Origin of the sequence: Cupriavidus sp. USMAA2-4, assembly GCF_001854305.1 — a bacterium.
Taxonomy (GTDB): Bacteria; Pseudomonadota; Gammaproteobacteria; order Burkholderiales; family Burkholderiaceae; genus Cupriavidus; species Cupriavidus malaysiensis.
This window is the reverse complement of record NZ_CP017748.1, coordinates 3,729,157-3,752,542: the sequence shown is the minus strand read 5'-3', so window position 1 is coordinate 3,752,542 and position 23,386 is coordinate 3,729,157. Positions and strand designations below refer to the sequence as shown.

20 protein-coding genes are annotated in these 23,386 nt (G+C 68.3%); 8 read left to right on the top strand and 12 right to left on the bottom strand.

The annotated features are described in order from the left end of the window. Positions 1-50: 50 nt before the first annotated feature. The 4 genes from dnaG to BKK79_RS16670 all read right to left on the bottom strand — a co-directional run bounded on the left by dnaG (position 51) and on the right by BKK79_RS16670 (position 4,370). Complete coding sequence (gene dnaG, locus BKK79_RS16685; RefSeq protein WP_071014575.1) at positions 51-1,865, bottom strand: DNA primase; 1,815 nt, start codon at positions 1,863-1,865, stop codon at positions 51-53. 268 nt (positions 1,866-2,133) lie between these two features. Further along, positions 2,134-2,583, bottom strand: a complete 450-nt coding sequence (locus BKK79_RS16680; protein ID WP_071014577.1) for a GatB/YqeY domain-containing protein — start codon at positions 2,581-2,583, stop codon at positions 2,134-2,136. Between the two features lie 132 nt (positions 2,584-2,715). Further along, complete coding sequence (gene rpsU, locus BKK79_RS16675) at positions 2,716-2,928, bottom strand: 30S ribosomal protein S21 (RefSeq protein ID WP_006576196.1); 213 nt, start codon at positions 2,926-2,928, stop codon at positions 2,716-2,718. Between the two features lie 164 nt (positions 2,929-3,092). After that, on the bottom strand, positions 3,093-4,370 hold the full coding sequence (locus BKK79_RS16670; RefSeq protein WP_071014580.1) for an NAD(P)/FAD-dependent oxidoreductase: 1,278 nt from the start codon (positions 4,368-4,370) through the stop codon (positions 3,093-3,095). Between the two features lie 136 nt (positions 4,371-4,506). Between BKK79_RS16670 and tsaD the strand changes: the two genes are divergently transcribed. Continuing rightward, the gene (gene tsaD, locus BKK79_RS16665) at positions 4,507-5,541 is read left to right on the top strand and encodes a tRNA (adenosine(37)-N6)-threonylcarbamoyltransferase complex transferase subunit TsaD (protein WP_071016518.1); all 1,035 of its coding nucleotides are present in this window, start codon (positions 4,507-4,509) and stop codon (positions 5,539-5,541) included. A 105-nt stretch (positions 5,542-5,646) separates the two neighbouring features. Here the strand turns inward: tsaD and folE2 are convergent, their stop codons facing one another. From folE2 to BKK79_RS16645, 4 genes are all read right to left on the bottom strand, one after another. Next, complete coding sequence (folE2, locus tag BKK79_RS16660) at positions 5,647-6,462, bottom strand: GTP cyclohydrolase FolE2 (RefSeq protein WP_071038094.1); 816 nt, start codon at positions 6,460-6,462, stop codon at positions 5,647-5,649. Between the two features lie 276 nt (positions 6,463-6,738). Beyond that, positions 6,739-8,655, bottom strand: coding sequence for a 1-deoxy-D-xylulose-5-phosphate synthase (gene dxs, locus BKK79_RS16655; protein WP_071014584.1), 1,917 nt, complete (start codon positions 8,653-8,655; stop codon positions 6,739-6,741). 43 nt (positions 8,656-8,698) lie between these two features. Continuing rightward, positions 8,699-9,583, bottom strand: coding sequence for a polyprenyl synthetase family protein (locus tag BKK79_RS16650; RefSeq protein ID WP_071014587.1), 885 nt, complete (start codon positions 9,581-9,583; stop codon positions 8,699-8,701). Further along, positions 9,580-9,864, bottom strand: a complete 285-nt coding sequence (locus tag BKK79_RS16645; RefSeq protein ID WP_083384126.1) for an exodeoxyribonuclease VII small subunit — start codon at positions 9,862-9,864, stop codon at positions 9,580-9,582. Before BKK79_RS16645 ends, BKK79_RS16650 begins: the two co-directional genes overlap by 4 nt. 401 nt (positions 9,865-10,265) lie before the next feature. Between BKK79_RS16645 and BKK79_RS16640 the strand changes: the two genes are divergently transcribed. From BKK79_RS16640 to BKK79_RS16630, 3 genes are all read left to right on the top strand, one after another. Beyond that, positions 10,266-11,369, top strand: a complete 1,104-nt coding sequence (locus BKK79_RS16640; protein WP_071014589.1) for an aromatic ring-hydroxylating oxygenase subunit alpha — start codon at positions 10,266-10,268, stop codon at positions 11,367-11,369. 217 nt (positions 11,370-11,586) lie between these two features. After that, positions 11,587-12,507, top strand: a complete 921-nt coding sequence (locus tag BKK79_RS16635; RefSeq protein ID WP_071014591.1) for a DMT family transporter — start codon at positions 11,587-11,589, stop codon at positions 12,505-12,507. A gap of 68 nt (positions 12,508-12,575) precedes the next feature. Further along, positions 12,576-13,433: a sulfurtransferase gene (locus tag BKK79_RS16630; protein ID WP_071038093.1), complete on the top strand. Its 858-nt coding sequence runs from the start codon at positions 12,576-12,578 to the stop codon at positions 13,431-13,433. 40 nt (positions 13,434-13,473) lie between these two features. On the opposite strand, the gene BKK79_RS16625 is transcribed toward BKK79_RS16630, so the two are convergent. The 4 genes from BKK79_RS16625 to polA form a co-directional block, all read right to left on the bottom strand. Then, a complete protein-coding gene (locus BKK79_RS16625) occupies positions 13,474-14,304 on the bottom strand; it encodes a ZIP family metal transporter (RefSeq protein WP_156811376.1) in 831 nt (276 codons plus the stop codon). A gap of 186 nt (positions 14,305-14,490) precedes the next feature. Beyond that, positions 14,491-15,366, bottom strand: coding sequence for a dienelactone hydrolase family protein (locus BKK79_RS16620; protein WP_071038092.1), 876 nt, complete (start codon positions 15,364-15,366; stop codon positions 14,491-14,493). Positions 15,367-15,562: 196 nt separating this feature from the next. Then, the gene (locus tag BKK79_RS16615; protein WP_071014599.1) at positions 15,563-16,897 is read right to left on the bottom strand and encodes an NAD(P)/FAD-dependent oxidoreductase; all 1,335 of its coding nucleotides are present in this window, start codon (positions 16,895-16,897) and stop codon (positions 15,563-15,565) included. 166 nt (positions 16,898-17,063) lie between these two features. Then, positions 17,064-19,886, bottom strand: coding sequence for a DNA polymerase I (gene polA, locus BKK79_RS16610; protein ID WP_071014602.1), 2,823 nt, complete (start codon positions 19,884-19,886; stop codon positions 17,064-17,066). A 4-nt stretch (positions 19,887-19,890) separates the two neighbouring features. Between polA and BKK79_RS16605 the strand changes: the two genes are divergently transcribed. The 4 genes from BKK79_RS16605 (at position 19,891) to BKK79_RS16590 (ending at position 23,288) form a co-directional block, all read left to right on the top strand. Continuing rightward, the gene (locus tag BKK79_RS16605; protein WP_231907932.1) at positions 19,891-20,823 is read left to right on the top strand and encodes a TIGR00730 family Rossman fold protein; all 933 of its coding nucleotides are present in this window, start codon (positions 19,891-19,893) and stop codon (positions 20,821-20,823) included. A 182-nt stretch (positions 20,824-21,005) separates the two neighbouring features. Then, complete coding sequence (locus BKK79_RS16600) at positions 21,006-21,401, top strand: hypothetical protein (RefSeq protein WP_071014606.1); 396 nt, start codon at positions 21,006-21,008, stop codon at positions 21,399-21,401. Positions 21,402-21,498: 97 nt separating this feature from the next. Continuing rightward, positions 21,499-22,482, top strand: coding sequence for a homoserine kinase (locus BKK79_RS16595; protein ID WP_071014609.1), 984 nt, complete (start codon positions 21,499-21,501; stop codon positions 22,480-22,482). Positions 22,483-22,499: 17 nt separating this feature from the next. Then, positions 22,500-23,288, top strand: coding sequence for a BPSS1780 family membrane protein (locus BKK79_RS16590; RefSeq protein WP_071014612.1), 789 nt, complete (start codon positions 22,500-22,502; stop codon positions 23,286-23,288). Positions 23,289-23,386 lie beyond the last annotated feature (98 nt).

Sequence of the window (23,386 nt, the reverse complement as noted above, 5' to 3'; positions counted from 1 at the left end):
CGCTCGCAGCCCTGCCACGCCTGACTACCCACCTCCTGCCGAGGCGCCGCTCATCCCAGCCGGCGACGCCGGTTGATCTCGCCCACCAGCCAGCGCATGCGCGCCTTGGCGGCTTCGTCGGCGACACCATTGGTCACCGCGGTCTCCAGACCATCCAGTTCCCGCCGCAGCGGCTCGGCGAGCAGCTTGGTCACTGCGGCATCGAATTCCAGCCCGGCAGGTTCCTCTTCAATCTCTTCGCGCAGCACCGCCGTGCGCACATTGGCGTAGATCTCCGCATACGGCGACTGCGCCAGCTGCTCGCTGAATGCCGCAAAATTCACTTCTCCCTGCACCTCGCCGCAAGCTTCCAGCAGGTGGGCCAGCACCTCCGCCTGCGGCTGCTCGGCATCCAGCAACAGGGCGCGGCTGTCCTCGTCCAGGCGCGCGGCGAAGTGCGGGTAGCCCATCAGCAATTGCAGCAGCCGCTGTTCCAGCCCGGTCGGAGCCTGGCGCTTGGCGCGCGGCCGCGGCTGGGCGAAGCGGCCAGCGCGTGCCGGATCGCTGCGCAGGCCGCACACCGCTTCGATCTCCGCCGGCGTGGTGCCGGTGGCCTCGGCCAGCTCACGCACGATCTGCAGCCGCAGGCCGCCGGCCGGCATGGCCTGCAGCAGCGGCCTGGCTTCGTACTGGGCCCGGGCGCGCCCCTCGGGCTGGCGCAAGTCCTGTTCCTCGGTCACCACCTGCAGCAGGAAACGCGACAGCGGCATCGCATCGCGCACCTGCGCCGCAAAGGCCTCGGTCCCCTCCTCGCGCACATAGCTGTCCGGGTCATGCTCGGATGGCAGGAAGAGGAAACGGATGGTCTTGTTGTCCGCCACGTGCGGCAGGCAGGCCTCCAGCGCACGCCTGGCCGCGCGGCGCCCCGCGCTATCGCCGTCGAAGGAGAACACCACCGCATCGGTCTGCCGCAGCAGCTTCTGCACGTGCACGGCCGTGCACGCCGTGCCGAGCGTGGCCACGGCATTGGCGAAGCCCAGCTGGGCCAGGGCCACCACGTCCATATAGCCTTCGACCACCAGAACGTAGCCGGTTTCCCGGATCGCATGGCGTGCCTCGAACAAGCCATACAGCTCGGTCCCCTTGCTGAACAGGGGCGTTTCCGGCGAATTCAGGTATTTGGGCTCGCCCTGCCCCAGCACGCGCCCGCCGAAGCCGATCACCTGCCCCTTGGTGTTGCGGATGGGGAACATGATGCGGTCGCGGAAACGGTCGTAGCGGCGCGGCTTGCCGTCGGCATCGCGCCGCTCGGCGTTTTCGATCAGCAGGCCCGCCTCGACCAGGGGCCCGGCCAGCGCGTCATCGCGATAGCTGCCGAATACGGCTTCCAGGCCCTGCCAGTCGTCGGGGGCATAACCCAGGCCGAACTGGGCCGCGATCTCGCCGGTCAGGCCGCGCCCCTTCAGGTACTGGATAGCCTGCTGGGCGCCGCGCAGCTGGCGGCGGTAGAACTCGGTGGCACGCGTCATGGCCTCGGTCAAGGCCAGCGAGCGGGCCTGCTGCTCGGCACGTTGCGCGGGCGGCAGGCGATCGCGCTCTTCCGGCACCGTCATGCCGACCGACTGGGCCAGCTCACGCACGGCATCCGGGTAGGACTGCCCCGAATACTCCATCAGGAAACCGATGGCCGAACCGTGCGCACCACAGCCGAAGCAATGGTAGAACTGCTTGGTCGGCGACACCGTGAAGGAGGGTGATTTCTCGTTGTGGAAGGGACATAGCCCCATGAAATTCGCGCCACCCTTCTTCAACTGCACATACTTTCCCACCACGTCGACGATATCGACACGGTTGAGCAGGTCTTGGATGAAGGATTGGGGAATCACCCGGTTCGTCGTCCTGAGGAGCGGGACCGCCGCCGGCGCGGCGGTCCGTTCTGTGGTGTGGCATACGCACAAGCGGGACAGGGTGTTCCGCTTGTCATCGATATATTGTAGTGCAGGGCTAGCCGCCCGCCGGGGAATGCAGACAATTGCGCACTTCTATGCCGCATCTCCCCGGGATCTGCGGCCAAACCAGGCGGCTGTGGCACGAACGCGACAACCCCCGCAACATGCGCTGCGGGGGTCCGGCACGCCGCCGCCCGGCCAAGGCTTACTTCGGCGCCAGCGCGGCCTTGACCAGCGCGGACACCGCCGTCATGTCGGCACGGCCGGCCAGGCGCGCCTTGACCAGCCCCATGACCTTGCCCATGTCCTGCGGACCGGTGGCACCGCTCTCGGCCACGGCGCGCTGCACTTCGGCGGCCACCTCGGCCTCCGACAGCGCGGCCGGCATATAGGCCTGCAGCACCTCGACCTCGGCGGACTCCTTGGCCACCAGATCGTCGCGTCCCGCCTGCTGGAACTGCGTGATGGCATCCTTGCGCTGCTTGATCAGCTTCTCCACCACCGCCAGCACGGCGCTATCGTCCAGTTCGATGCGCTCGTCGACCTCGCGCTGCTTGATCGCCGCCAGCAGCAGGCGGATGGTGCCGAGACGCTCCGATTCGCGGGCGCGCATGGCGGCCTTCATGTCATCACTGATGCGGGCTTTGAGGGACATGACAATATTCCGTAGTGAAGGGCGTGGAAAGGAAGGGGGGCGGCGGTCAGGCCTTCGGACGGACCGCCACAACGCAAAAACCCGCCGGAGCCGAGCCCGCAGCGGGTTTCGATGCTGACGCAGGAGGTGCGATCAGTACAGCTTCTTCGGCAGCATCTGGCTGCGGATGCGCTTGTAGTGGCGCTTCACGGCGGCGGCCTTCTTGCGCTTGCGCTCGGCCGTCGGCTTTTCGTAAAACTCGCGTGCCCGTAATTCAGTAATCAAACCATTCTTTTCGATGGTGCGCTTGAAGCGACGCATCGCGACTTCAAACGGCTCATTTTCTTTGAGGCGGATGGTGGTCATTTGGCCAGTGGGGGATGGAAGTTTGCTAACTCGCGCGGCTAGCGGTTTTACGAAGATCGTAAGTTTAGCATCGGGCTCCGAGCCATGCGCAAGCAATTTCGGGCCGGCCAAATCGAGGGAAAACCCTTAGGAAAAAACTCCCCCGAACCGCATCGCCAGAGCGGCTACGCGGCCCCGCGCGAGTGCTGCGCCGCCTCGGCCAGTGCCCGCCCGGCGGCCACCGCCGAAGCCCAGGCCCACTGGAAGTTGTAGCCGCCCAGCCAGCCCGTCACGTCGACCACCTCGCCGACGAAATAGAGGTTGGCCACCTCGCGCGCCATCATCGTCGTTGACGACAGATCGCGGGTATCGACGCCGCCCAGCGTCACTTCCGCCTTGCGGTAGCCCTCGGTGCCGGAGGGCACGAGCTGCCAGTGGTTGAGCGCCTCGCCCAGCTTGCGCAATGCCTTGTCCGTCATATCGCGTACCGGCTGGTGACCCTGCAGGCCGGCAGCGGCGCACCAGGCTTCGGCCAGCCGCGCCGGCAAGCGCTCGGCCAGCAGGTTGGCCAGCTGCTTGCGGCTGCCCCCTTTCTGCTCGAGCAGCCAGGCGGCGGCATCCTCGCCGTCGAACATATCGATGGTGATCGGCGCGCCCGGGCGCCAGAAGCTGGAGATCTGCAGCACCGCGGGGCCGGACAGGCCGCGATGGGTCCATAACAGGTCCTCGCGGAAGCTGCCCGCCGCCTTGCCGGCACCGGTTCGGATATCGACCTCCCGGGCCACGCCGGCCAGCGGCGCGAACGGCTGCCAGGCCTGGCCGTCGAAGGTCAGCGGCACCAGCCCCGGCCGGGTCTCGACCACGCCGAGGCCGAACTGGCGCGCGATGCGGTAACCCAGGTCGGTCGCGCCGATCTTGGGGATCGAAAGGCCACCGGTAGCCACCACCAGCGCGCCGGCGCGCAGCGTGCCGTGCGCGGTCAGCAGCAGGAAATCGTCGCCTTCGCGGCGCACCTCCTCCACCGCGCAGCCGGTCTGCCAGCGCACCCCGGCGGCGTCGCACTCGGCGCGCAGCATGGCGATCACGTCTTCCGCGCTGTCGTTGCAGAACAGCTGGCCGCGATGCTTCTCGTGCCATGCGATGCCGTGGCGGCGCATCAGCGCAAGGAAATCCTGCGGGGTGTAGCGCGCCAGTGCGGAGCGGCAGAAGTGCGGATTGGACGACAGATAATTGGCCGGCCCAGCCTGCAGGTTGGTGAAATTGCAGCGCCCCCCGCCCGAGATGCGGATCTTCTCCGCCAGCCGCGTGGCGTGGTCGATCAGGACCACGCGCGCGCCACCCTGCCCGGCCACGGCCGCGCACATCATGCCTGCCGCGCCCGCACCCAGCACGGCCACGTCGAAGCGTCCCGCGGGGCGCGCGCCGCGCGCCGTCCCCGCCGATGCGGCACCTGCTGCGTCCATCGGTTCCCCAGATTGCAAAGAAGGGGCAGATTGTAGCGAAAAGCGCGGCTGGCGCCGGTATGCTACCCTGCGGCCTCGCCAGGCCCGGGTGCGCCCGCGCCGCGACCCTTCCCGCATCGACCTCTACGCTTTCCCCATGCTCGTCCTCGGCATCGAATCCTCCTGCGACGAAACCGGGCTGGCCCTCTACGACACCGGGGCCGGCCTGCTGTCGCACGCCCTGCACTCGCAGATCGCCATGCACCGCGACTATGGCGGCGTGGTACCGGAGCTCGCCTCGCGCGACCACATCCGCCGCGTGCTGCCGCTGCTGCAACAAGTGCTCGACCAGGCCGGGCGCACTCGCCGGGACATCGACGCCATTGCCTACACCCAGGGCCCCGGCCTGGCCGGCGCGCTGCTGGTCGGCGCCTCGGTCGCCAACGCGCTCGGCTTCGCGCTGAACGTGCCGATGCTGGGCGTGCACCACCTGGAGGGCCACCTGCTGTCGCCGCTGCTGACCGACGCACCGCCCCCCTTCCCCTTCGTCGCCCTGCTGGTCTCCGGCGGCCATACCCAGTTGATGGAAGTACGCGGCATCGGCGACTACGCCCTGCTTGGCGAGACCCTGGACGATGCCGCCGGCGAAGCCTTCGACAAGACCGCCAAGCTGCTCGGGCTGGGATATCCGGGTGGCCCGGAAGTCTCGCGCCTGGCCGAGTTCGGCACGCCGGGCGCCTTCGCGCTGCCACGCCCGATGCTGCACTCGGGCAACCTCGATTTCTCTTTCGCCGGCCTGAAGACGGCGGTGCTGACGCAAAGCCGCAAGCTGGGCAGCAACGTCTGCGAGCAGGACCGCGCCAACCTGGCGCGCGCCTTCGTCGACGCCATCGTCGATGTGCTTGCCGCCAAGTCGATGGCGGCGCTGAAACAGACCGGGCACCGCCGCCTGGTGGTGGCCGGCGGCGTGGGCGCCAACCGCCAGCTGCGCGCCCGGCTGGACACGCTCGGCCGCCAGCGCAAGATCGAGGTCCACTATCCGGACCTGGCCTTCTGCACCGACAACGGCGCGATGATCGCCTTCGCCGGCGCCATGCGCCTGCAGGCCGCACCGCAGCTCGCGCGCCACGACTACGGTTATGGCGTGACGCCGCGCTGGGAACTGGCCGATATCCGGCTGCCGGCGCACTGAGCGCCCCCCGCCCCCAGGTCCCCGAGCCCATGAAAAAAGCCACCCTCGGGTGGCTTTTTTCGGGCCTGGAGGCTGGCCGCGGCGCCGCCGCGATGCCCGCCGGACTTACAGCGCCGGCTCTTCGACGCGCTTGTCGCGCTCGATCACGGCATAAGCGCTGTGGTTGTGGATGGACTCGAAATTCTCGGCCTCCAGCACATAGGCGACGATGCGGTCATCGGCGTTCAGGCGCATGGCGATATCGCGCACCAGGTCCTCGACGAACTTGGGATTCTCGTAGGCACGCTCGGTGACGAACTTCTCGTCGGGGCGCTTGAGCAGGCCCCACAGTTCGCACGAGGCCTCTTCCTCGGCCATGCGCACCAGCGCCTCGACCGGCAGGTCTTCCGCCAGCTCCACCTTCATGGTGATGTGCGAGCGCTGGTTGTGCGCGCCGTACTGCGAGATCTTCTTCGAGCAGGGGCACAGGCTGGTCACGGGCACCAGGGCGGTCAGGAACACCTTGGCCTGGCCATCGCGCACCTCGCCCAGCAGCGTGACTTCGTAGTCCATCAGCGACTGCACGCCGGAGATCGGCGCGGTCTTGTTGACGAAGTACGGGAAGGTGACCTCGATCCGGCCGGCATCGGCCTCGAGCTTCTCGAGCATCTTGTCGAGCAGGCCGCGGAAAGCGAGCAGGTCGATCGGAGCGCGCTCCTCTTCCAGCAGCGCCATGAAGCGCGACATATGCGTGCCCTTCTGGTCGGCCGGCAGGTGCACGTCGAGATTGAAGGTACCCACGGTGGCCTGCACGCCGGACGGCGTGTTCAGCGACAGCGGATAGCGGACGCCCTTGACGCCGACCCGTTGAATCGGGATCTGGCGCGTGTCGCGGCTCGACTGCACGTCGGGCATCGCGAAGGCGGGATTGATGTCATTCATTACCGGTTTCCTCCAGAACCACGCAGCATGGCTTGTTGTGATTCTTACGGTCGTGGCACTTTCGCAGTCAACATGCCACGCAACGAGTGTGAAACCACGGGATGGGGTGACGACACCAACCCGCAGCTGCGAACACGGAACGGAAGGGATTCTAAGGGAAAACCGGCATGGCTGCCGGCGAGGGGTCCAATCCCGCACGCGCTATGCGGGTGATTGATTCCGCCTATCCGGCCGGCGCATGGCGCCGGCCGCCCCGCATCCCGGGAGCGCGCGGCGTCAGGCCGCGCGCGTCGCCACGGCGACGGGCGCCTGGCCGAGGCCGAAACGCTGGCGCACCGACGTCTCGATGCCCTTGGCATCCAGTCCGCTCTGCGACAGCAGGAAGGCGGGGTCGCCATGGTCGATGAAGCGGTCGGGCAGGCCGAGTTGCAGCACCGGCACATCGATGCCTGCCTCGGACAGCGCCTCGAGCACCGCGCTGCCGGCACCGCCCATCACGCAACCCTCTTCGACGGTGACGAGGTAGTCGTGCTCGCGCGCCAGCGTCTTGACCAGCTCGACGTCCAGCGGCTTGACGAAGCGCATGTTGGCCACCGTGGCATCGAGCGCTTCGGCCGCGCCCAGCGCCGGCTGCACCATCGAGCCGAAGGCCAGGAAAGCCACGCGCTGACCCTTGCGCGCCGCGCTTTCGCGGCGCACCTCGCCCTTGCCGAGCGGCAGCGGCTCGAGCGCCGGCGCGATCGCCGCGCCCGGGCCGGAGCCGCGCGGATAACGCACCGCGCTCGGCCCGTCGAAATGGAAGGCCGTCGTCAGCAGCTGGCGGCATTCGTTCTCGTCGCAGGGCGTGGCGACCATCATGTTGGGGATGCAGCGCAGGAAGGCGATATCGTAGGCCCCCGCGTGCGTGGCACCGTCGGCGCCGACCAGGCCGGCGCGGTCCAGCGCGAACACCACCGGCAGGTTCTGCAGCGCCACGTCGTGGATCAGCTGGTCGTAGCCGCGCTGCAGGAAGGTCGAATAGATCGCCACCACCGGCTTCAGGCCCTCGCAGGCCAGGCCGCCGGCAAAGGTCACCGCGTGCTGCTCGGCGATACCCACGTCGTAGTAGCGGTCCGGGAAACGCTTTTCGAACTCGACCATGCCCGAGCCTTCGCGCATGGCCGGGGTGATGCCGACCAGGCGCTTGTCGGCGGCAGCCATGTCGCACAGCCAGTCGCCGAAGACCTGGGTGTAGGTCTTGCGTGCCGGCTTGCCCGACGGACGGATGCCTTCGGCCGGGTCGAACTTGCCCGGGCCGTGGTACAGGATGGGGTCGGCCTCGGCCAGCTTGTAGCCCTGCCCCTTCTTGGTCACCACGTGCAGGAAGATCGGGCCCGAGCCTTCCAGGGCGCGCTGGCGGATGTTCTGCAGCGTCGGCACCAGGGCGTTCAGGTCATGGCCGTCGATCGGGCCGATGTAGTTGAAGCCGAATTCCTCGAACAGCGTGGCCGGTCCCACCATGCCCTTGGCATGTTCTTCGAAGCGCTTGGCGAACTCCAGCACCGGCGGCGCCACCGACAGCACGCGCTCGATGCCCTTCTTGGTGGCGGCATAGAACTGGCCGCTCAGCAGTCGCGCCAGGTGGCGGTTCAGCGCGCCGACCGGCGGCGAGATCGACATGTCGTTGTCGTTCAGCACCACCACCAGCGGCAGGTCCTTGTAGACGCCGGCGTTGTTCATGGCCTCGAAGGCCATGCCGGCGGACATCGCGCCATCGCCGATCACGGCGATCGAGACGCGCTTGTCGCCGAGCGTGCGCGCGCCGAGGGCCATGCCCAGCGCAGCGGAAATCGACGTCGAGGAGTGCGCGGTGCCGAAGGTGTCGTACGCGCTCTCGTCGCGGCGCGGGAAGCCGGAGATGCCGCCCCACTGGCGCAGCGTGCTCATGCGGTCGCGGCGGCCGGTCAGGATCTTGTGGGGATAGCTCTGGTGGCCGACGTCCCAGACGATGCGGTCCTCGGGCGTGTGGAAGGCGTAGTGCAGCGCGATGGTCAGCTCGACCGTACCGAGGTTGGACGAGAGGTGGCCGCCGGTCTGCGAGACCGACTCCAGCACATAGGCGCGCAGTTCTTCCGCCAGGGTCTGCAGCTGGCGCCGGTCCAGCTTGCGCAGGTCCGCGGGGTCGTCGATGGTCTTGAGCAGTGCGTAGGTCATGGTTTCGGTTCGGCCGCCAGCTTCTCGCGTCCGGCTTGTCATATCAATGGGTGCGCAGCACGATCAGGTCGGCCAGCCCTGCCAGGCGCGCGCCTTGCGCGCCGAAGCCCGACAGCGCCTCGTGGGCGCTGTCGCGCAGCTTGCCGGCCAGTTCCCGCGCCGGCTCCAGGCCCATCAGCGAGACATAGGTCGGCTTGTCGTTGGCGGCGTCCTTGCCAGCGGTCTTGCCCAGCGTGGCCGTATCCGCGGTCACGTCCAGGATGTCATCCACTACCTGGAAGGCCAGGCCGATCGCCGCGGCATAGCGGTCCAGCGCTTCCAGGCCGGCCGCGTCGATGCGGCCGCACAGGGCGCCCATGCGCACGCTCGCGCGCAGCAGCGCCCCGGTCTTCATGCGGTGCATGCCTTCCAGCTCGGGCAGCGTCATCCCGCGACCGACATGCTGCAGGTCGATCGCCTGACCGCCGCACATGCCGACCGAGCCCGAGGCGTGCGCCAGTTCGCCCACCAGGCGCAGCCGTGCCGCAGGTTCCAGCGCGGGCGTCCCGGCCAGCACGACGAAGGCCTGTGTCTGCAGGGCATCGCCGACCAGCAGCGCGGTCGCCTCGTCGTAGGCTTTGTGCACCGTCGGCCGGCCGCGGCGCAGGTCGTCGTCGTCCATGCAGGGCATGTCGTCGTGCACCAGCGAATAGGCGTGGATCATCTCCACCGCGCAGGCGGCCGCATCGCAGGCCTCGGGGCTGGCCCCGCTCACTTCGCCGGCTGCGTGCACGAGCAACGGGCGGACCCGCTTGCCACCGCCGAGCACAGCATACCGCATGGCTTCATGCAAGGTGTGCGGAATTGTATCTGCGGCAGGAAGTGCCGCTTCGAGCGCCTGCTCGGCCCTGGCGCCGAGCGCCTGCATCCATTGGGGGAAATCGTTCATTCTGTGTCCGCCTGCGTGCCGGCCTCGGCCATCGGTTTGAGTACTTCGCCTTCCAGCACCTTGATCTGCTGCTCGACGCGCTCCAGCTTCTGCTGGCAGTAACGCACCAGTTCGGCACCGCGGCGGTAGGCCGCCAGCGACTCCTCCAGCGGCAGCGCACCGCTCTCCATGCTCGCCACCAGTGCGTCCAGCTCGTCCATGGCCGCCTCGTAGGAGGCGGGCGGCGCTGCTGGCGCCGGGGCGTCGTCGGGCTGGACCGGGGCGGTCTTTTCTCTTGGCATGTCTGGCCTTGCAACAGGGGAAGCCGGGATTTTACGCCAAAGCGCGGACTTGTCCGACTCCCGCGATGGCGGAAACGCCGGTAAAGGGCAGCTTTGAGCCCCCACGAGAGGAAAGTGACTTGTGCGCTCCGGTCGTCTTTCCGAATGCGCCGACAACGGCACCCCCATGACGACCCGGGTCGACTTTTTCGCTAAAAAGGCAAAAAAATCAGACCCTTAACTTTTTGGCTCGGGTACAATCCCGGGCTCGGCAGAAAAAGCGAGCGCCACCTCTTCCGGCTCGCCACCCAGGTGGCGTCCCCCGCGTGCCCACCGCCTCTGTCCGTCTCTTTCCCATATCGATCTTTGTTTCGATGGTTGGGTTGTTCACTGCTTTCACCTGTCATTTGGGAGTGGGGATAATGTCCAATCTCAGCACCGCGCTGAAACTGGCGCCAGCTGACACTCAGCTGCCCGTCGACGCCTACTTCGATGAGGCGTTGCATCAACAAGAACTGGAACGGCTGTTCGACAAGGGCCCCGGCTACGTCGCCCATTCGCTGATGGTGCCGGAAGTGGGCGACTACTACGCCCTCAAGGCCGAGGACGAGGGGCGCATCCTGGTACGCAACCGGGAAGGCATCGAACTGATGTCCAATGTCTGCCGCCACCGCCAGGCCATCATGCTGAACGGCCGCGGCAACGCCCAGAACATCGTCTGCCCGCTGCACCGCTGGACCTACGACCTGAAGGGCGAACTGCTCGGCGCACCGCATTTCGAGCAGCAGCCCTGCCTGCACCTGAAGCGCTCGCCCCTGCAGAACTGGAACGGATTGCTGTTCGAGGGCAAGCGCGACGTGCGCGCCGACCTGGCGCGCCTGGGCGTGTCGGAGGACCTGAACTTCGACGGCTACATGCTCGACCATGTCGAGATCCACGACTGCGACTACAACTGGAAGACCTTCATCGAGGTCTACCTGGAGGACTACCACGTCGTGCCCTTCCACCCGGGCCTCGGCAGCTTCGTCTCCTGCGACGACCTGGCCTGGGAATTCGGTGAGTGGTACAGCGTGCAGACCGTGGGCCTGCACGCGGGCCTGAAGCGCCCGGGCAGCCCGACCTACCGCAAGTGGCATGACGCGGTGTTGCGTTTCAACAACGGCGTGCTGCCCAAGCAGGGCGCGATCTGGCTGACCTACTACCCCAACATCATGGTGGAGTGGTATCCCCACGTACTGGTCGTCTCGACCCTGCATCCGCTGGGGCCGCGCAAGACCCGCAACGTGGTGGAGTTCTACTACCCCGAGGAAATCGCCCTGTTCGAACGCGAATTCGTCGAGGCCGAGCGCGCCGCCTACATGGAAACCTGCATCGAGGACGACGAGATCGCCGAACGCATGGACGCCGGACGCCTGGCGCTCTACAAGCGCGGCACCAGCGAGACCGGGCCGTACCAGTCACCGATGGAAGACGGCATGCAGCACTTCCACGAGTGGTACCGGGGCGCCATGCGTTACACCGGATAAGGCCGGACGCCAGCGCCACCGCGCCCCTCCGGCACGAAAAACGGACCGCCTGTGCGGTCCGTTTTACATTGCGGCGCGGCAGCGCTGTTACAATTCGGCATCCGGCGCAGGCTGCACTTGGCGCTGCCTGGCGCCGGCAGACCATGCCGCGGTACGGGACGCCCAGCCGACGATGCCCCGCCCGCGCGCTGCCCGCCCCCCGCCCTCCCGTCTTGCCATGCAATCGCTCTGGATGCTGTTCGCCGCCTTCTCGTTCTCGTTGATGGGGGTGGGCGTCAAGCTGGCATCCGAGTTCTATACCACCGGCGAGATCGTCTTCTACCGCAGCATCATCGGCGTGCTCATCATGTGGGCCGTGCTCGCCTCCGGCGGCGTCTCGGTGCGCACCCCGCACATGCCGGTGCATATCAAGCGCAGCCTGTTCGGCGTAACCTCGCTGCTGCTGTGGTTCAGCTCCATCACCATGCTGCCGCTGGCCACGGCGATGACGCTGAACTACATGTCGCCGGTCTGGATCGCCCTGATCCTGGGCGCGGGTGCCGCGCTGGCCGGCACCCGCGGGGCCGACCGCAAGCTGATCGGCGCCATCCTGATGTCCTTCGCCGGGGTGCTCTGCCTGCTGCAGCCTTCGGTCGGCAAGGAACAGCTGACCGGCGGCCTGATCGGCCTGATCTCCGGCGTGTTCACCGCGCTGGCCTATGTCGAGGTGCGGCAACTGGGCCAGCTGGGCGAGCCGGAAGGCCGCATCGTGTTCTACTTTTCGCTGGTCGGCGCAGTGGTCGGCCTGGCCTGGATGCTGTGGACCGGCCCGAGCCCGCATACCTGGCATGGTGCCGGCCTGCTGCTCGGCATCGGCGTGCTGGCGACGCTGGGACAGACGGCCATGACGCGCGCCTACAAACGCGGCAACACCCTGCTGACGGCCAACCTGCAGTACGCCGGCATCGTCTTCTCCAGCATCTGGGGCATGCTGATCTGGTCGGACCGCCTCAATGCGCTGTCCTGGCTGGGCATGGCCCTGATCATCGCCAGCGGCATCGCCACCACGCTGACACGTGCGCGGGCCGCCAGCGACCAGCCCGCGACCCCGGCTACGCCGGTGGAATCCGCCGAAGCGGAAGTCCATCCCGAGGTGTAGCATCGGGCCAGGGGACCGGGCGACGGTCCCCTGACGCCAACTTCCGCCCCGAACCCACCGTTTCCGCCATGCCGACCACCCTGATTTCCAGCAAGGACCTCAAGGCGCTGCTAGCCGACACCAGCACCCGCTGCGTGCTGCTCGACTGCACCTTCGACCTGGCCGACCCGGCCGCGGGCCGCGAGGCCTACCATCGCGCGCACCTGCCGGGCGCGCACTATCTGCATCTCGACAATGAGTTGTCCGGGCCGAAGACCGGCAGCAATGGCCGCCACCCGCTACCGGATCCGGACGCCCTGGCGGCACGCCTGCGCGCGCTGGGGGTGGACGACGACACGCAGGTGATCGCCTACGATGCCCAGGGCGGCATGTATGCCGCGCGCGCCTGGTGGCTGCTGCGCTGGCTGGGCCATGAGGCGGTGGCCGTGCTCGACGGCGGCAGCAACGCCTGGATCGCGGATGCGCTGCCGGTCGAGCCAGGCACGACGCCGGAACCCGAGGTCCAGAGCGGCTTCAGCCGCCGCCCGCCGCTGGTGCGCGCGGTCGACGCCGCCGCGCTGCTGGCCAATCTGCAGTCGCCGCGCTGGCTGGTGGTCGACGCCCGCGCGCCGGACCGCTTCCGCGGCGAGAACGAGACGCTCGATCCGGTCGGCGGCCACATCCCGGGTGCCGCCAACCGCTTTTTCAAAGACAACCTGCAATCGGACGGGCGCTTCAAACCCGCGGCCACGCTGCGCGCGGAGTTCGGCGCGGTGCTGGGCGCCACGCCGCCCGAGTTGTCGGTGATGCAGTGCGGCTCCGGCGTGACCGCCTGCCACAACCTGCTGGCGCTGGAAGTGGCCGGGCTGCGCGATGCCGCGCTCTACCCCGGCTCCTGGAGTGAATGGTGCGCCGACCCGGCGCGCCCGGTGGCGACCGGCAACTGAGCCAGGCGGACGGACGCGGTGCCGGCCACCGGTGCCGCGCTCAGTCCAGCGCCGCGGCGGCGTGCGCCGCGCGTGCGCCGTGCCGGTGCTCGTGGTGGATGCCGTTGGTGATGAAGTAGATCGCCGCGATGCCGGCCGCGACCAGCACCATCTGCAGCAACGACTCACGCCAGCGCGGCTTGCGCTGCATCTGCGGCATCAGGTCGCTGACCGCGATGTAGACGAAGCTGCTGGAGGCGATCACCAGGACATAGGGAATCCAGCCGCTCATCTGGTCTAGCAGGAAATAGCCCACCAGGCCGCCGGCGATCGCCGATACGCTGGACAGCAGGTTGAAGGCGAAGGCACGCGTCTTCGAGAAGCCTGCGTTCAGCAGCACGATGAAGTCGCCCACCTCCTGCGGGATCTCGTGGGCGGCGATGGCCAGCGCGGTCACCAGCCCGATGTGCGGATTGGCAAGAAAGGCGGCCGCGATGACGATGCCGTCGGCGAAGTTGTGGAAGCCGTCGCCCACCAGGATGGCCAGGCCGCTGCGGCCGGCCGACTCGCGATCATGCCCGTGGTGGTGGTGATGCCCGTCGCCTTCGTGATGGTGCGAGTGGCGCAGCAGCGAGATCTTCTCCAGCAGGAAGAAGCCCAGCAGCCCGGCCAGCAGCGTGGCGAACAGCGCACGCGGGTCGGCGCCGGATTCGAAGGCCTCGGGCAGGGAATGCAGCAGCGCCGTGGCCAGCAGAACCCCGACCGAGAAGCTCACCATGCGCTCCACCACCCGGGACGCCACCGTCAGGGACAACAGTGCCGCGCCGAAGATGCTGCCGACCCCGGAAATGGTGGCGGCCAGCAGAATGTAGACAAGGGTGGAATCGATGATGGCCTCCGGCTGGAAACGGCGCTCCTGCCCGCTTGCGCCGCACCGGCGAGGCAGCCCGGGCAGAAACGCAACACTGTTGCAAGAGCGAAAAGCCGCATTGTACGGACTTCGGCACCGGCTTTGCAATCCTTGCGCGGCCTGCGCTGGGCACGGCGGCCGGAAGGCGCTCGCCGCGAGCGGCCCCGGTCAGGCCACGCCGTGCTGCTGGAACCAGGCCAGGCAACGCTTCCAGCCGTCCGTGGCATCGGCCTCGCGGTAGCTGGGCCGGTAGTCGGCATGGAAGGCATGGCCGGCATCCGGATAGACCACGAAGACCGAGGCACGCGCATTGGGGTTCGGCGAAGCGGCCAGTTCCGCCTTCATCTTCTCCACCTGCGGCTGGGTGATGCCCGTGTCCTTGCCGCCGTACAGCCCCAGCACCGGCACGTCGAGCTGGTCGACCAGGTCGACCGGATTGCGCGGCTTGAGCGGGTTGGGCTCGCCCACCAGTTGGCCGTACCAGGCCACCGCGGCCTTGAGCTGCTTGTTGCGTGCGGCGTAGAGCCAGCTGATGCGGCCGCCCCAGCAGAAGCCGGTGATGGCCAGCCGCTTCGGGTCGCCGCCATGGGCCATGGCCCAGGCCACGGTCGCATCGAGGTCGCCCATGACCTGGGCATCGGGCACCTTGGAGATCAGCTTGGCCTGCAGTTCCTGGATGGTGCCGAAGCTCGACGGATCGCCCTGGCGTGCGAACAGTTCCGGCGCGATCGCCAGGTAGCCCAGCTTGGCGAAGCGGCGGCAGATGTCGGCGATGTACTCGTGCACGCCGAAGATCTCGCTCACGACCAGCACCACCGGCAGCTTGCTGCCGCCTTCGGGCTGGGCGCGATAGGCCGGCATGTCGAAGCCGGCCGAGGCAATGGTCACCTCGCCCGCGGTCAGTCCGTTGAAATCGGTCTTGATCGCCTGCGCCGTGACCGGCAGCGCCGCCGCGGCAAAGGCCGAGCCGAGCGCGGTCTTGACGAAGGTACGGCGGCTGAAGGCCTGGCCGGGGACGAGGCTTTCCACTTCGGGTTTCAGCATGCGTGCATCTCCTGGATAGCAGGATCGGGGGCTGGCGGAAGATCGGGAACGGGCCGGCCGAAGCCGGCCCGGCAGCGCTCGATTCTATGCCAAGCCCACGCCGCATGCGCGCGCATGCCCAGGGACTCGGATGCTCCGACGCACGTGGACTGCCCGGCATGGCAGTCCACGGTGCGCGGCGGCGGGCCGCGCCGCCTCAATGCAGCTTGACGCGCGGCCGGGTCTTGCTGCGCAGCCAGTGCGTGATGGTGTCCAGCCCCATGCGCAGGGCGCCGTGCAGCGCCATCACGTGCATGCGGTACAAGGACGTGTACATCAGCCGCGCCATCACGCCCTCGATGAACATGGAGCCGCCGATCAGGCCGCCCATCAAGCTGCCGACCGCGCTGAAATGGCCGAGCGAGACCAGCGAACCCAGGTCCTTGAAAGCAAAGGACGGTAGCGGCTTGCCCTCCAGCCGCGCGCGCAGCGCGCCATAGAGAAAGGTCGCCTGCTGGTGGGCCGCCTGCGCGCGCGGCGGCACCGAGCCCTGCTTCTCCGGCCAGGGGCAGCTCGCGCAGTCGCCGAAGGCGAAGATGTCGGGGTCGCCCTCGCTCTGCAGCGTCGGCTTGACCACGATCTGGCCGAGCCGGCTGGTCGGCAGGCCCAGCGTGGCCAGCACCGGCGGCGCCTTGATGCCCGCCGCCCACACCGTCAGGTCGGCATCGATGTGCTTGCCGCTGGCGGTCAGCACGGCATCGGGCGCGATCTCGGTCACGCGCTCGCTGGTGAAGATGTCCACCTCGAGCTTGCGCAGCAGCTTGGCGGTCTCGGTCGAGACCCGCTCGGACAATGCCGGCAGGATGCGCGGGCCGGCCTCGATCAGGTGGATATGGACGTCGCGGCGCGGGTCGAGCCGGTGCAGGCCGTAGGCATTGAGCACCTGCGCCGTGTTGCGCAGCTCGGCGGACAGCTCCACGCCCGTGGCACCGGCGCCGATGATGGCGATGTCCACGCGCGGACGGCCGTCCGCATCGGCTCGGCCGAGGCCGTTCTGCGCACGCACGCAGGCCGACACCAGGCGGCGCCGGAAACGGTCGGCCTGCTCGGCGGTATCGAGTGCGATGGCATGCTCGGCTGCGCCCGGCACGCCGAAGAAATGGGTCACGCTGCCGATCGACAGGACCAGGGTGTCATAGGGCAGCGTGCGCGCCGGCAGCACTTCTTCGCCGTCGGCATCCACGTAGGCGGCGAGCGACACGGTCTTGGCCGCGCGGTCCACGCCCACCATCTCGCCGAGCTGAAACTCGAAGTGGTGCCACAGCGCCTGCGCAGCGTACTCGAGCTGGTGGGTGTTGGGGTCCATGCTGCCGGCCGCGACCTCGTGCAGCAGCGGCTTCCAGATATGCGTGGGCGAGCGGTCGACCAGCACCACCGCGACCGCGCCGCGGCGGCCGAACTTGTCGCCCAGGCGGGTCGCCAGTTCCAGTCCGCCGGCCCCGCCGCCCACCACGATGATGCGATGCGCGCTACCGCTTCCCTCAGTACCCATGTGGCCTACCCAAGATTGTCGTGACCGTCGCGCGGACGTTCACGCCAGTTTGCGGCATGGCAGCAACGGGCACAAGCCCTCGATTCCCGATTCAGCGGTCACTTCAAACTGTACTGCAGTACAGCGCAGGCGCGCTCCGGGGGCGCCGCGGCGCCCCCATTCTCGCTCAGTGCGCCTCTTCCCAGTTGGCGCCGCTGCCGACTTCCGCCACCAGGGGCACGCGCAGCTCGGCCACGCCGCACATCAGCTCGGGCAGCCGGCGCTTGACCAGTTCCAGCTCGGCCTCGGGCACCTCGAGCACCAGTTCGTCGTGCACCTGCATGATCTGCAGCGTCTGCAGCCGGTCGCGCTCGAGCCAGTCCTGCACCGCGATCATCGACAGCTTGATCAGGTCCGCCGCCGTGCCCTGCATCGGCGCGTTGATGGCGGCACGTTCGGCGGCCTGGCGGCGCGGGCCGCTGCCGCCATTGATGTCCGGCAGCCACAGGCGCCGGCCGAACACGGTCTCGACATAGCCCTGCTCGCGCGCGGCCTGCCGGGTGTCCTCCATGTAGCGCGCCACGCCGGGATAGCGCGTGAAGTAGCGGTCGATGTAGTGCTTGGCCGCCTCGCGCTCGATGCCGAGGTTGCCGGCCAGGCCGAAGGCGCTCATGCCGTAGATCAGGCCGAAGTTGATCACCTTGGCGTAGCGGCGCTGCTCGCTGCTGACCGCCTCGCGCTCCACGCCGAAGATCTCGGCGGCGGTGGCGCGGTGGATGTCCTCGCCGCGCGCGAAGGCGCCGAGCAGGTTCTCGTCGCCCGAGATATGGGCCATGATGCGCAGCTCGATCTGCGAGTAGTCGGCCGAGACGATGACGCGGCCCGGCGGCGCGATGAAGGCCTCGCGGATGCGCCGGCCCTCCTCGGTGCGCACCGGGATGTTCTGCAGGTTCGGGTCGGTCGAGGCCAGCCGTCCGGTCACCGCGGTGGCCTGCCCGTAGCTGGTGTGCACGCGGCCGGTGGCCGGGTTCACCATCTTGGGCAGCTTGTCGGTGTAGGTGGACTTCAGCTTGGCCAGGCCGCGGTAGTCCAGCAGCAGCTTGGGCAGCGGATAGTCCTCGGCCAGCTTCTGCAGCACCTCTTCGTCGGTCGAGGGCGCGCCGCTGGCGGTCTTCTTCACCACCGGCAGCTTCATTTGGCCGAACAGGATCTCGCCGATCTGCTTGGGCGAGCCGAGGTTGAACGGCTGGCCGGCCGCATCGTAGGCGGCCTGCTCCAGCTCCAGCATGCGCTGGCCGAGCTGCGCGCTCTGCTCGGCCAGGCGCTGCGCGTCGATCAGCACGCCGTTGCGCTCGATCTTCTGCAGCACCACCGAGACCGGCATCTCGATATGCCGGTACACGTGTTCGAGGCCGGGCACGGCCTGCAGCTGCGGGAACATGGCGCGGTGCAGGCGCAGCGTCACGTCGGCATCCTCGGCCGCGTACTCGGTGGCGCGCGCCAGGTCGATCTGGTCGAAGCCGATCTGGCTCGCGCCCTTGCCGCAGACCTCCTCGTAGGTGATGGTCTTGATGCCGAGCAGGCGCTCGGCCAGGCTGTCCATGCCGTGGTTGCGGTGAGAGGCCAGCACGTAGCTCTGCAGCATCGTGTCGTGGACGATGCCGCGCAGCGTGACACCATGGTTGGCGAACACATGCGCGTCGTACTTGATGTTCTGGCCGAGCTTGGGGCGGGCCGGATCTTCCAGCCAGCCGCGCAGGCGCTCCAGCACGAATTCGCGCGTGAGCTGGCCGTGCTGCTCGATGCCGGCCACGTCGGGACCGCAGTGGCCCACCGGGATGTAGCAGGCCTCGCCCGGCACCAGCGACAGCGAGATGCCAACCAGCCGGGCCTGCATCGGGTCGAGCGAGGTGGTCTCGGTATCGACGGCCACCAGCGCGCCCTCGGCGAGCCGGTCGAGCCAGGCCTGCAGCGCCGCCTCGGTGGTCACGGTCTCGTAGCGGGTCTCGGCGGGCGGCGCATCCGGCGCCGGCACCGGGTCGGCCGGCGTCGCGGCCGGGGCGCTGTCGAACAGGCCGCCCTGTGCCTGCGGCGCGCGCGCGCCGGCGCCCTTGGCGGCCTGCGCGCGCAGGCTGGGCAGGCTCTCGCCGGTCAGTTCGCGCAGCCAGGTCTTGAAGCCATAGCGGGAGAAGAACGCGACCAGCTTGTCCTTGTCCTCGCCCACGTCCTTGAGGGCGTGGAAATCGGACACAGCCGCACCGAGGTCGCAATCGGTCTTCACCGTGACCAGCGTGCGCGCCATCGGCAGCCAGTCCAGGGTCTTGCGCAGGTTCTCGCCGACCACGCCCTTGATACCGTCGGCGCCGGCCATCACCGCATCGAGCGAGCCATGTTCGGTCAGCCACTTGACCGCGGTCTTGGGGCCCACCTTGGGCACGCCCGGCACGTTGTCGACAGCATCGCCGATCAGCGACAGGTAGTCGACGATGCGCTCCGGCGGCACGCCGAACTTGGCCTGCACGCCGGCGGGATCGAGCACTTCGCCGCTCATCGTGTTGACCAGCGTGACCTCGCCGTTGACCAGCTGCGCCAGGTCCTTGTCGCCGGTCGAGACGACCGTGCGCACGCCCTGGGCGGAGGCCTCGCGCGCGAGCGTGCCGATCACGTCGTCGGCCTCCACGCCCTCCACCATCACGATGGGCCAGCCCAGCGCGCGCACCGCTTCGTGGATGGGTTCGATCTGCCGCGCCAGGTCCTCGGGCATCGAGGGCCGGTGCTCCTTGTAGGCCGGATAGAGATCGTCGCGGAAGGTCTTGCCCTTGGCGTCGAACACGCAGGCGCTATACTCTGCCGGGTAATCGTTGCGCAGCTTGCGCAGCATGTTGATCATGCCGTAGATTGCCCCTGTGGGCAGCCCCTCGCCATTCCTCAGGTCCGGCAGAGCGTGATACGCGCGATACAAATAGCTCGAACCATCGACGAGCAAGAGTGTTTTTGGACTATCCGACATTCCCATGGACTCTAAATTGATTGGTGCCGCGGCTGACGGCACCGCCACCGCTCCCGTTTCCGACGCCACCGAAGGCCATCAGGCCACGGCCGGCGCCGCGACCGCTCCCGGCACCCAGGCTGACACGCCGGCGCGTCCCGCCGCGGACGCCAATGCGAATGCGAATACCGGTGGCGCCGGCGCTGGCGCCGCCGGCCTGCGGGCCAATCCGCGCAAGATGATCCCCAGCCTGCGCGCTCTGGCGGACGAAGATCGCGCCACGGCGAAGAAAGCTCGCGCCTCGTGGCAAATGTTCACGATTATGGCAGAGTTCATCGAGGCCACCGAGTACCTGTCGGAGATCCGGCCGGCGGTCTCGATCTACGGCAGCGCGCGCCTGCGCGAGGACTCGCCGTACTACCAGCAGACCATCGAGATCGCGCGCCTGTTCTCCGACGCGGGCTTCGCCGTGATCTCCGGCGGCGGCCCCGGCATCATGGAAGCGGCCAACAAGGGCGCGCATGCCGGCAAGTCCGCCAGCGTCGGCCTGAACATCGAACTGCCGCACGAGCAGCAGGGCAATCCTTACCAGGACATCGCCATGCGCTTCCGCCACTTCTTCACGCGCAAGGTGACCTTCGTCAAGAACTCCGACGCCTTCATCGTGATGCCGGGCGGTTTCGGCACGCTCGACGAGCTGGCGGAGGTGCTGACGCTGGTGCAGACGGGCAAGTCGCGCTCCGTGCCGATCGTGATGTTCGGCAGCCGCTTCTGGAAGGGCCTGCTCGACTGGTTCCGCTTCACGCTGCTGCCGATGGGCCTGATCGCCGAACACGACCTCGACCTGATGAAGATCGTCGACGAGCCGCACGAAGTGCTGGAAGCGGTCTACGAGTACTACGAGCGCCGCGGTGGCGACAAGCCGATCCCGCCCAAGGAAGAGATGTTCTACCTGTAAGGCGGCCGGCAGCATCCCGTCCACGGGCGGCCGTGGTGCATCGGAAGCCACCGCGGCAGCTCCTGCCCGGCGGGACTTGCTAGAATGGAAGCCTGTCACACTGCGTCAGCCCGGCGCCGCCGGGCCGCAGCGGATTTCCGCCGTGCGGCGCCTGGCGCGCCCGCGCGGCACAGGAGCCTCGAATGCACTCCCCTACCCGAATGGCCGCGATGCCCGCGGCGCGACCGACGACCGGCCGCGCCCTGCTGCTTGCCGCCGCCGTGCTGGCGCTAGCCGCGCCGGCGTGGGTACAGGCCCAGGGCAACGCCTTGTCGCAGGAAGAACTGGACCAGATCAACAACCAGCCGATCGCGCCGCAGGCCAAGACCCAGATCAACCGGCCGCGCGAGCCGAGCTTCCAGCTCGACGAGCGTGACGGCACCCAGGTACGCGAGTACCGGAACAAAGGCCAGGCGACCGACATCCAGGTCAAGTCCGGCTTCGGCACCCGCTACCAGATGAGCAAGCCGGAAGACAGTTCGCCCAAGATCCGGGATCACGAGGTCAACCGCGTGCCCTCGGTCAACCTGCAGTTCTGAGCCCGCGCGGCACTGCCGCGGCGGCCCTCCGGCAGTCATGCCGCGGCGGCGGACGCCCTTGCGCCCGCCGCTTCCGTTTTCACCTCACACGACTAGTATGGCCGTATTCACCACGGTCTCGCAGGACGAGATCGCCAGCTGGCTGCTGGACTACGACCTGGGCACGGTACGCGATTTCCGCGGCATTGCCTCGGGTATCGAGAACAGCAACTTCTTCCTGACCACGGAGCGGGACGGGCACACGCAGCAGTACGTGCTGACCATCTTCGAGCGGCTGAGCTTCACCCAGCTGCCCTACTACCTGCACCTGATGGCCCACCTGGCGGCGCGCGGCATCCGCGTGCCGGCGCCGATCCCGGCCCGCGACGGCGAGATCCTGCGCGCGCTCAAGGGCAAGCCCGCCACCATCGTCACGCGCCTGCCCGGCAGCTCGCAGCTCGCGCCGGATGCCGGCCATTGCGCCGAGGTCGGCGACATGCTGGCGCGCATGCACCTGGCCGGCCAGGATTACGGCCGCAGCCAGCCCAATCTGCGCAGCCTGGCCTGGTGGCAGCAGACCGAGCCCGAGATCCTGCCCTTCCTCGACGGGGTGCAGCGCGATCTCCTGCGCGACGAGATCGCCCACCAGGCGGCCTTCTTCGCCAGCGCCGACTACGCCGCGCTGCCGGGCGGCCCCTGCCACTGTGACCTGTTCCGCGACAATGTGCTGTTCGAGGACACGCCGCAGGGCGGGCACCGCCTGGGCGGCTTCTTCGACTTCTACTTCGCGGGCCACGACAAGTGGCTCTTCGATCTCGCCGTCACGGTCAACGACTGGTGTATCGATCTCGCCACCGGCGCCCTGGACGCCGGGCGTGCAAGCGCGCTGCTGCAGGCTTATCATGCCGTGAGGCCGCTCAGTGAGACGGAGGCCGCACACTGGCAAGACATGCTGCGGGCCGGCGCGCTGCGCTTCTGGGTATCCCGCCTGTGGGACTTCTACCTGCCGCGCGAAGCCGACATCCTGCAGCCGCACGACCCGACCCATTTCGAACGCATCCTGCGCCAGCGCCTCGCGACCCAGGCGCTGCCCTGGACCTGAGCCGGATCCGAATCGCCATGCAACTACTGGAAGTCCCCGCCAAGGAAGGCTACGTCTGGTTCCGCCAGGGTATCTGGCTGTTCCGCAAGAACCCGCTCGCCTTCCTGATGCTGCTGTTCATCTACCTGATCGCGGCGCAACTGGCCATCTTCGTGCCCCTGTTCGGCGTGATCGCGCTGCTGGTTGCCACGCCCGGCCTGTCGGTCGGCATCATGACCGCCTGCCGGGAAGTGATCCAGAACAAGCGCGTGCTGCCCACGGTGCTGCTGGCCGGGTTCCGCACCAACGGCAAGCAGGCCACACGCCACCTGCTCGTGCTGGGCGGCATCTACGCGTGCCTGGTGTTCGTGCTCAGCCTGATCGCCGGCGCGGTCGTCAACGTCAGCGACCTGCTGCCCATCCTGCTCAAGGAAGAAGCCCCCTCGGCCGAGGCGGTGCGGCAGATGTACTACGCGCTGGTGGTCGGCGCGGTGCTGTACACGCCGATCGCGATGATGTTCTGGTTCGCGCCGCTGCTGGCCGCCTGGCACAACGTGCCGCCGGTGAAGGCCATGTTCTTCAGCTGGACCGCATGCTGGCGCAACCGCGGCGCCTTCTTCACCTATGCGCTGCTGTTCGCCGTGCTGATGGTCGCCATCCCCTTCTTCCTGGAGGCCGTGTTCAGCGCCTTCGGCGCCGAGACGGTGCTGTCCTTCCTGGTGACGCCGTACTCGCTGCTGATGCTGGCGATCCTCTACTGCTCCTTCTACGCGACCTACCGCGGCTGCTTCAACGTGCCGCCCGCCGAAGCCCCCCCCTCGGCCTGACACGCGGCGCGAGGACCGGCGCCGCCGGTCCTGCCCCCCTTCCCGCCGCTAGTCCACTGAATCACTGAAATCGGTCGGTGCCTGCCATGCCATGCGGG

Bases quoted from the DNA above. Each gene is read 5' to 3' on its own strand.
- BKK79_RS16615 (WP_071014599.1), bottom strand. From the start codon at position 16,897: ATGGGTACTGAGGGAAGCGGTAGCGCGCATCGCATCATCGTGGTGGGC.
- BKK79_RS16600 (WP_071014606.1), top strand. From the start codon at position 21,006: ATGCACTCCCCTACCCGAATGGCCGCGATGCCCGCGGCGCGACCGACG.
- BKK79_RS16670 (WP_071014580.1), bottom strand. From the start codon at position 4,370: ATGGACGCAGCAGGTGCCGCATCGGCGGGGACGGCGCGCGGCGCGCGC.
- polA (WP_071014602.1), bottom strand. From the start codon at position 19,886: ATGTCGGATAGTCCAAAAACACTCTTGCTCGTCGATGGTTCGAGCTAT.
- BKK79_RS16605 (WP_231907932.1), top strand. From the start codon at position 19,891: ATGGACTCTAAATTGATTGGTGCCGCGGCTGACGGCACCGCCACCGCT.
- tsaD (WP_071016518.1), top strand. From the start codon at position 4,507: ATGCTCGTCCTCGGCATCGAATCCTCCTGCGACGAAACCGGGCTGGCC.
- BKK79_RS16680 (WP_071014577.1), bottom strand. From the start codon at position 2,583: ATGTCCCTCAAAGCCCGCATCAGTGATGACATGAAGGCCGCCATGCGC.
- rpsU (WP_006576196.1), bottom strand. From the start codon at position 2,928: ATGACCACCATCCGCCTCAAAGAAAATGAGCCGTTTGAAGTCGCGATG.
- BKK79_RS16650 (WP_071014587.1), bottom strand. From the start codon at position 9,583: ATGAACGATTTCCCCCAATGGATGCAGGCGCTCGGCGCCAGGGCCGAG.
- BKK79_RS16640 (WP_071014589.1), top strand. From the start codon at position 10,266: ATGTCCAATCTCAGCACCGCGCTGAAACTGGCGCCAGCTGACACTCAG.
- BKK79_RS16620 (WP_071038092.1), bottom strand. From the start codon at position 15,366: ATGCTGAAACCCGAAGTGGAAAGCCTCGTCCCCGGCCAGGCCTTCAGC.
- BKK79_RS16630 (WP_071038093.1), top strand. From the start codon at position 12,576: ATGCCGACCACCCTGATTTCCAGCAAGGACCTCAAGGCGCTGCTAGCC.
- BKK79_RS16635 (WP_071014591.1), top strand. From the start codon at position 11,587: ATGCAATCGCTCTGGATGCTGTTCGCCGCCTTCTCGTTCTCGTTGATG.
- BKK79_RS16590 (WP_071014612.1), top strand. From the start codon at position 22,500: ATGCAACTACTGGAAGTCCCCGCCAAGGAAGGCTACGTCTGGTTCCGC.
- folE2 (WP_071038094.1), bottom strand. From the start codon at position 6,462: ATGAATGACATCAATCCCGCCTTCGCGATGCCCGACGTGCAGTCGAGC.
- BKK79_RS16595 (WP_071014609.1), top strand. From the start codon at position 21,499: ATGGCCGTATTCACCACGGTCTCGCAGGACGAGATCGCCAGCTGGCTG.
- dxs (WP_071014584.1), bottom strand. From the start codon at position 8,655: ATGACCTACGCACTGCTCAAGACCATCGACGACCCCGCGGACCTGCGC.
- BKK79_RS16645 (WP_083384126.1), bottom strand. From the start codon at position 9,864: ATGCCAAGAGAAAAGACCGCCCCGGTCCAGCCCGACGACGCCCCGGCG.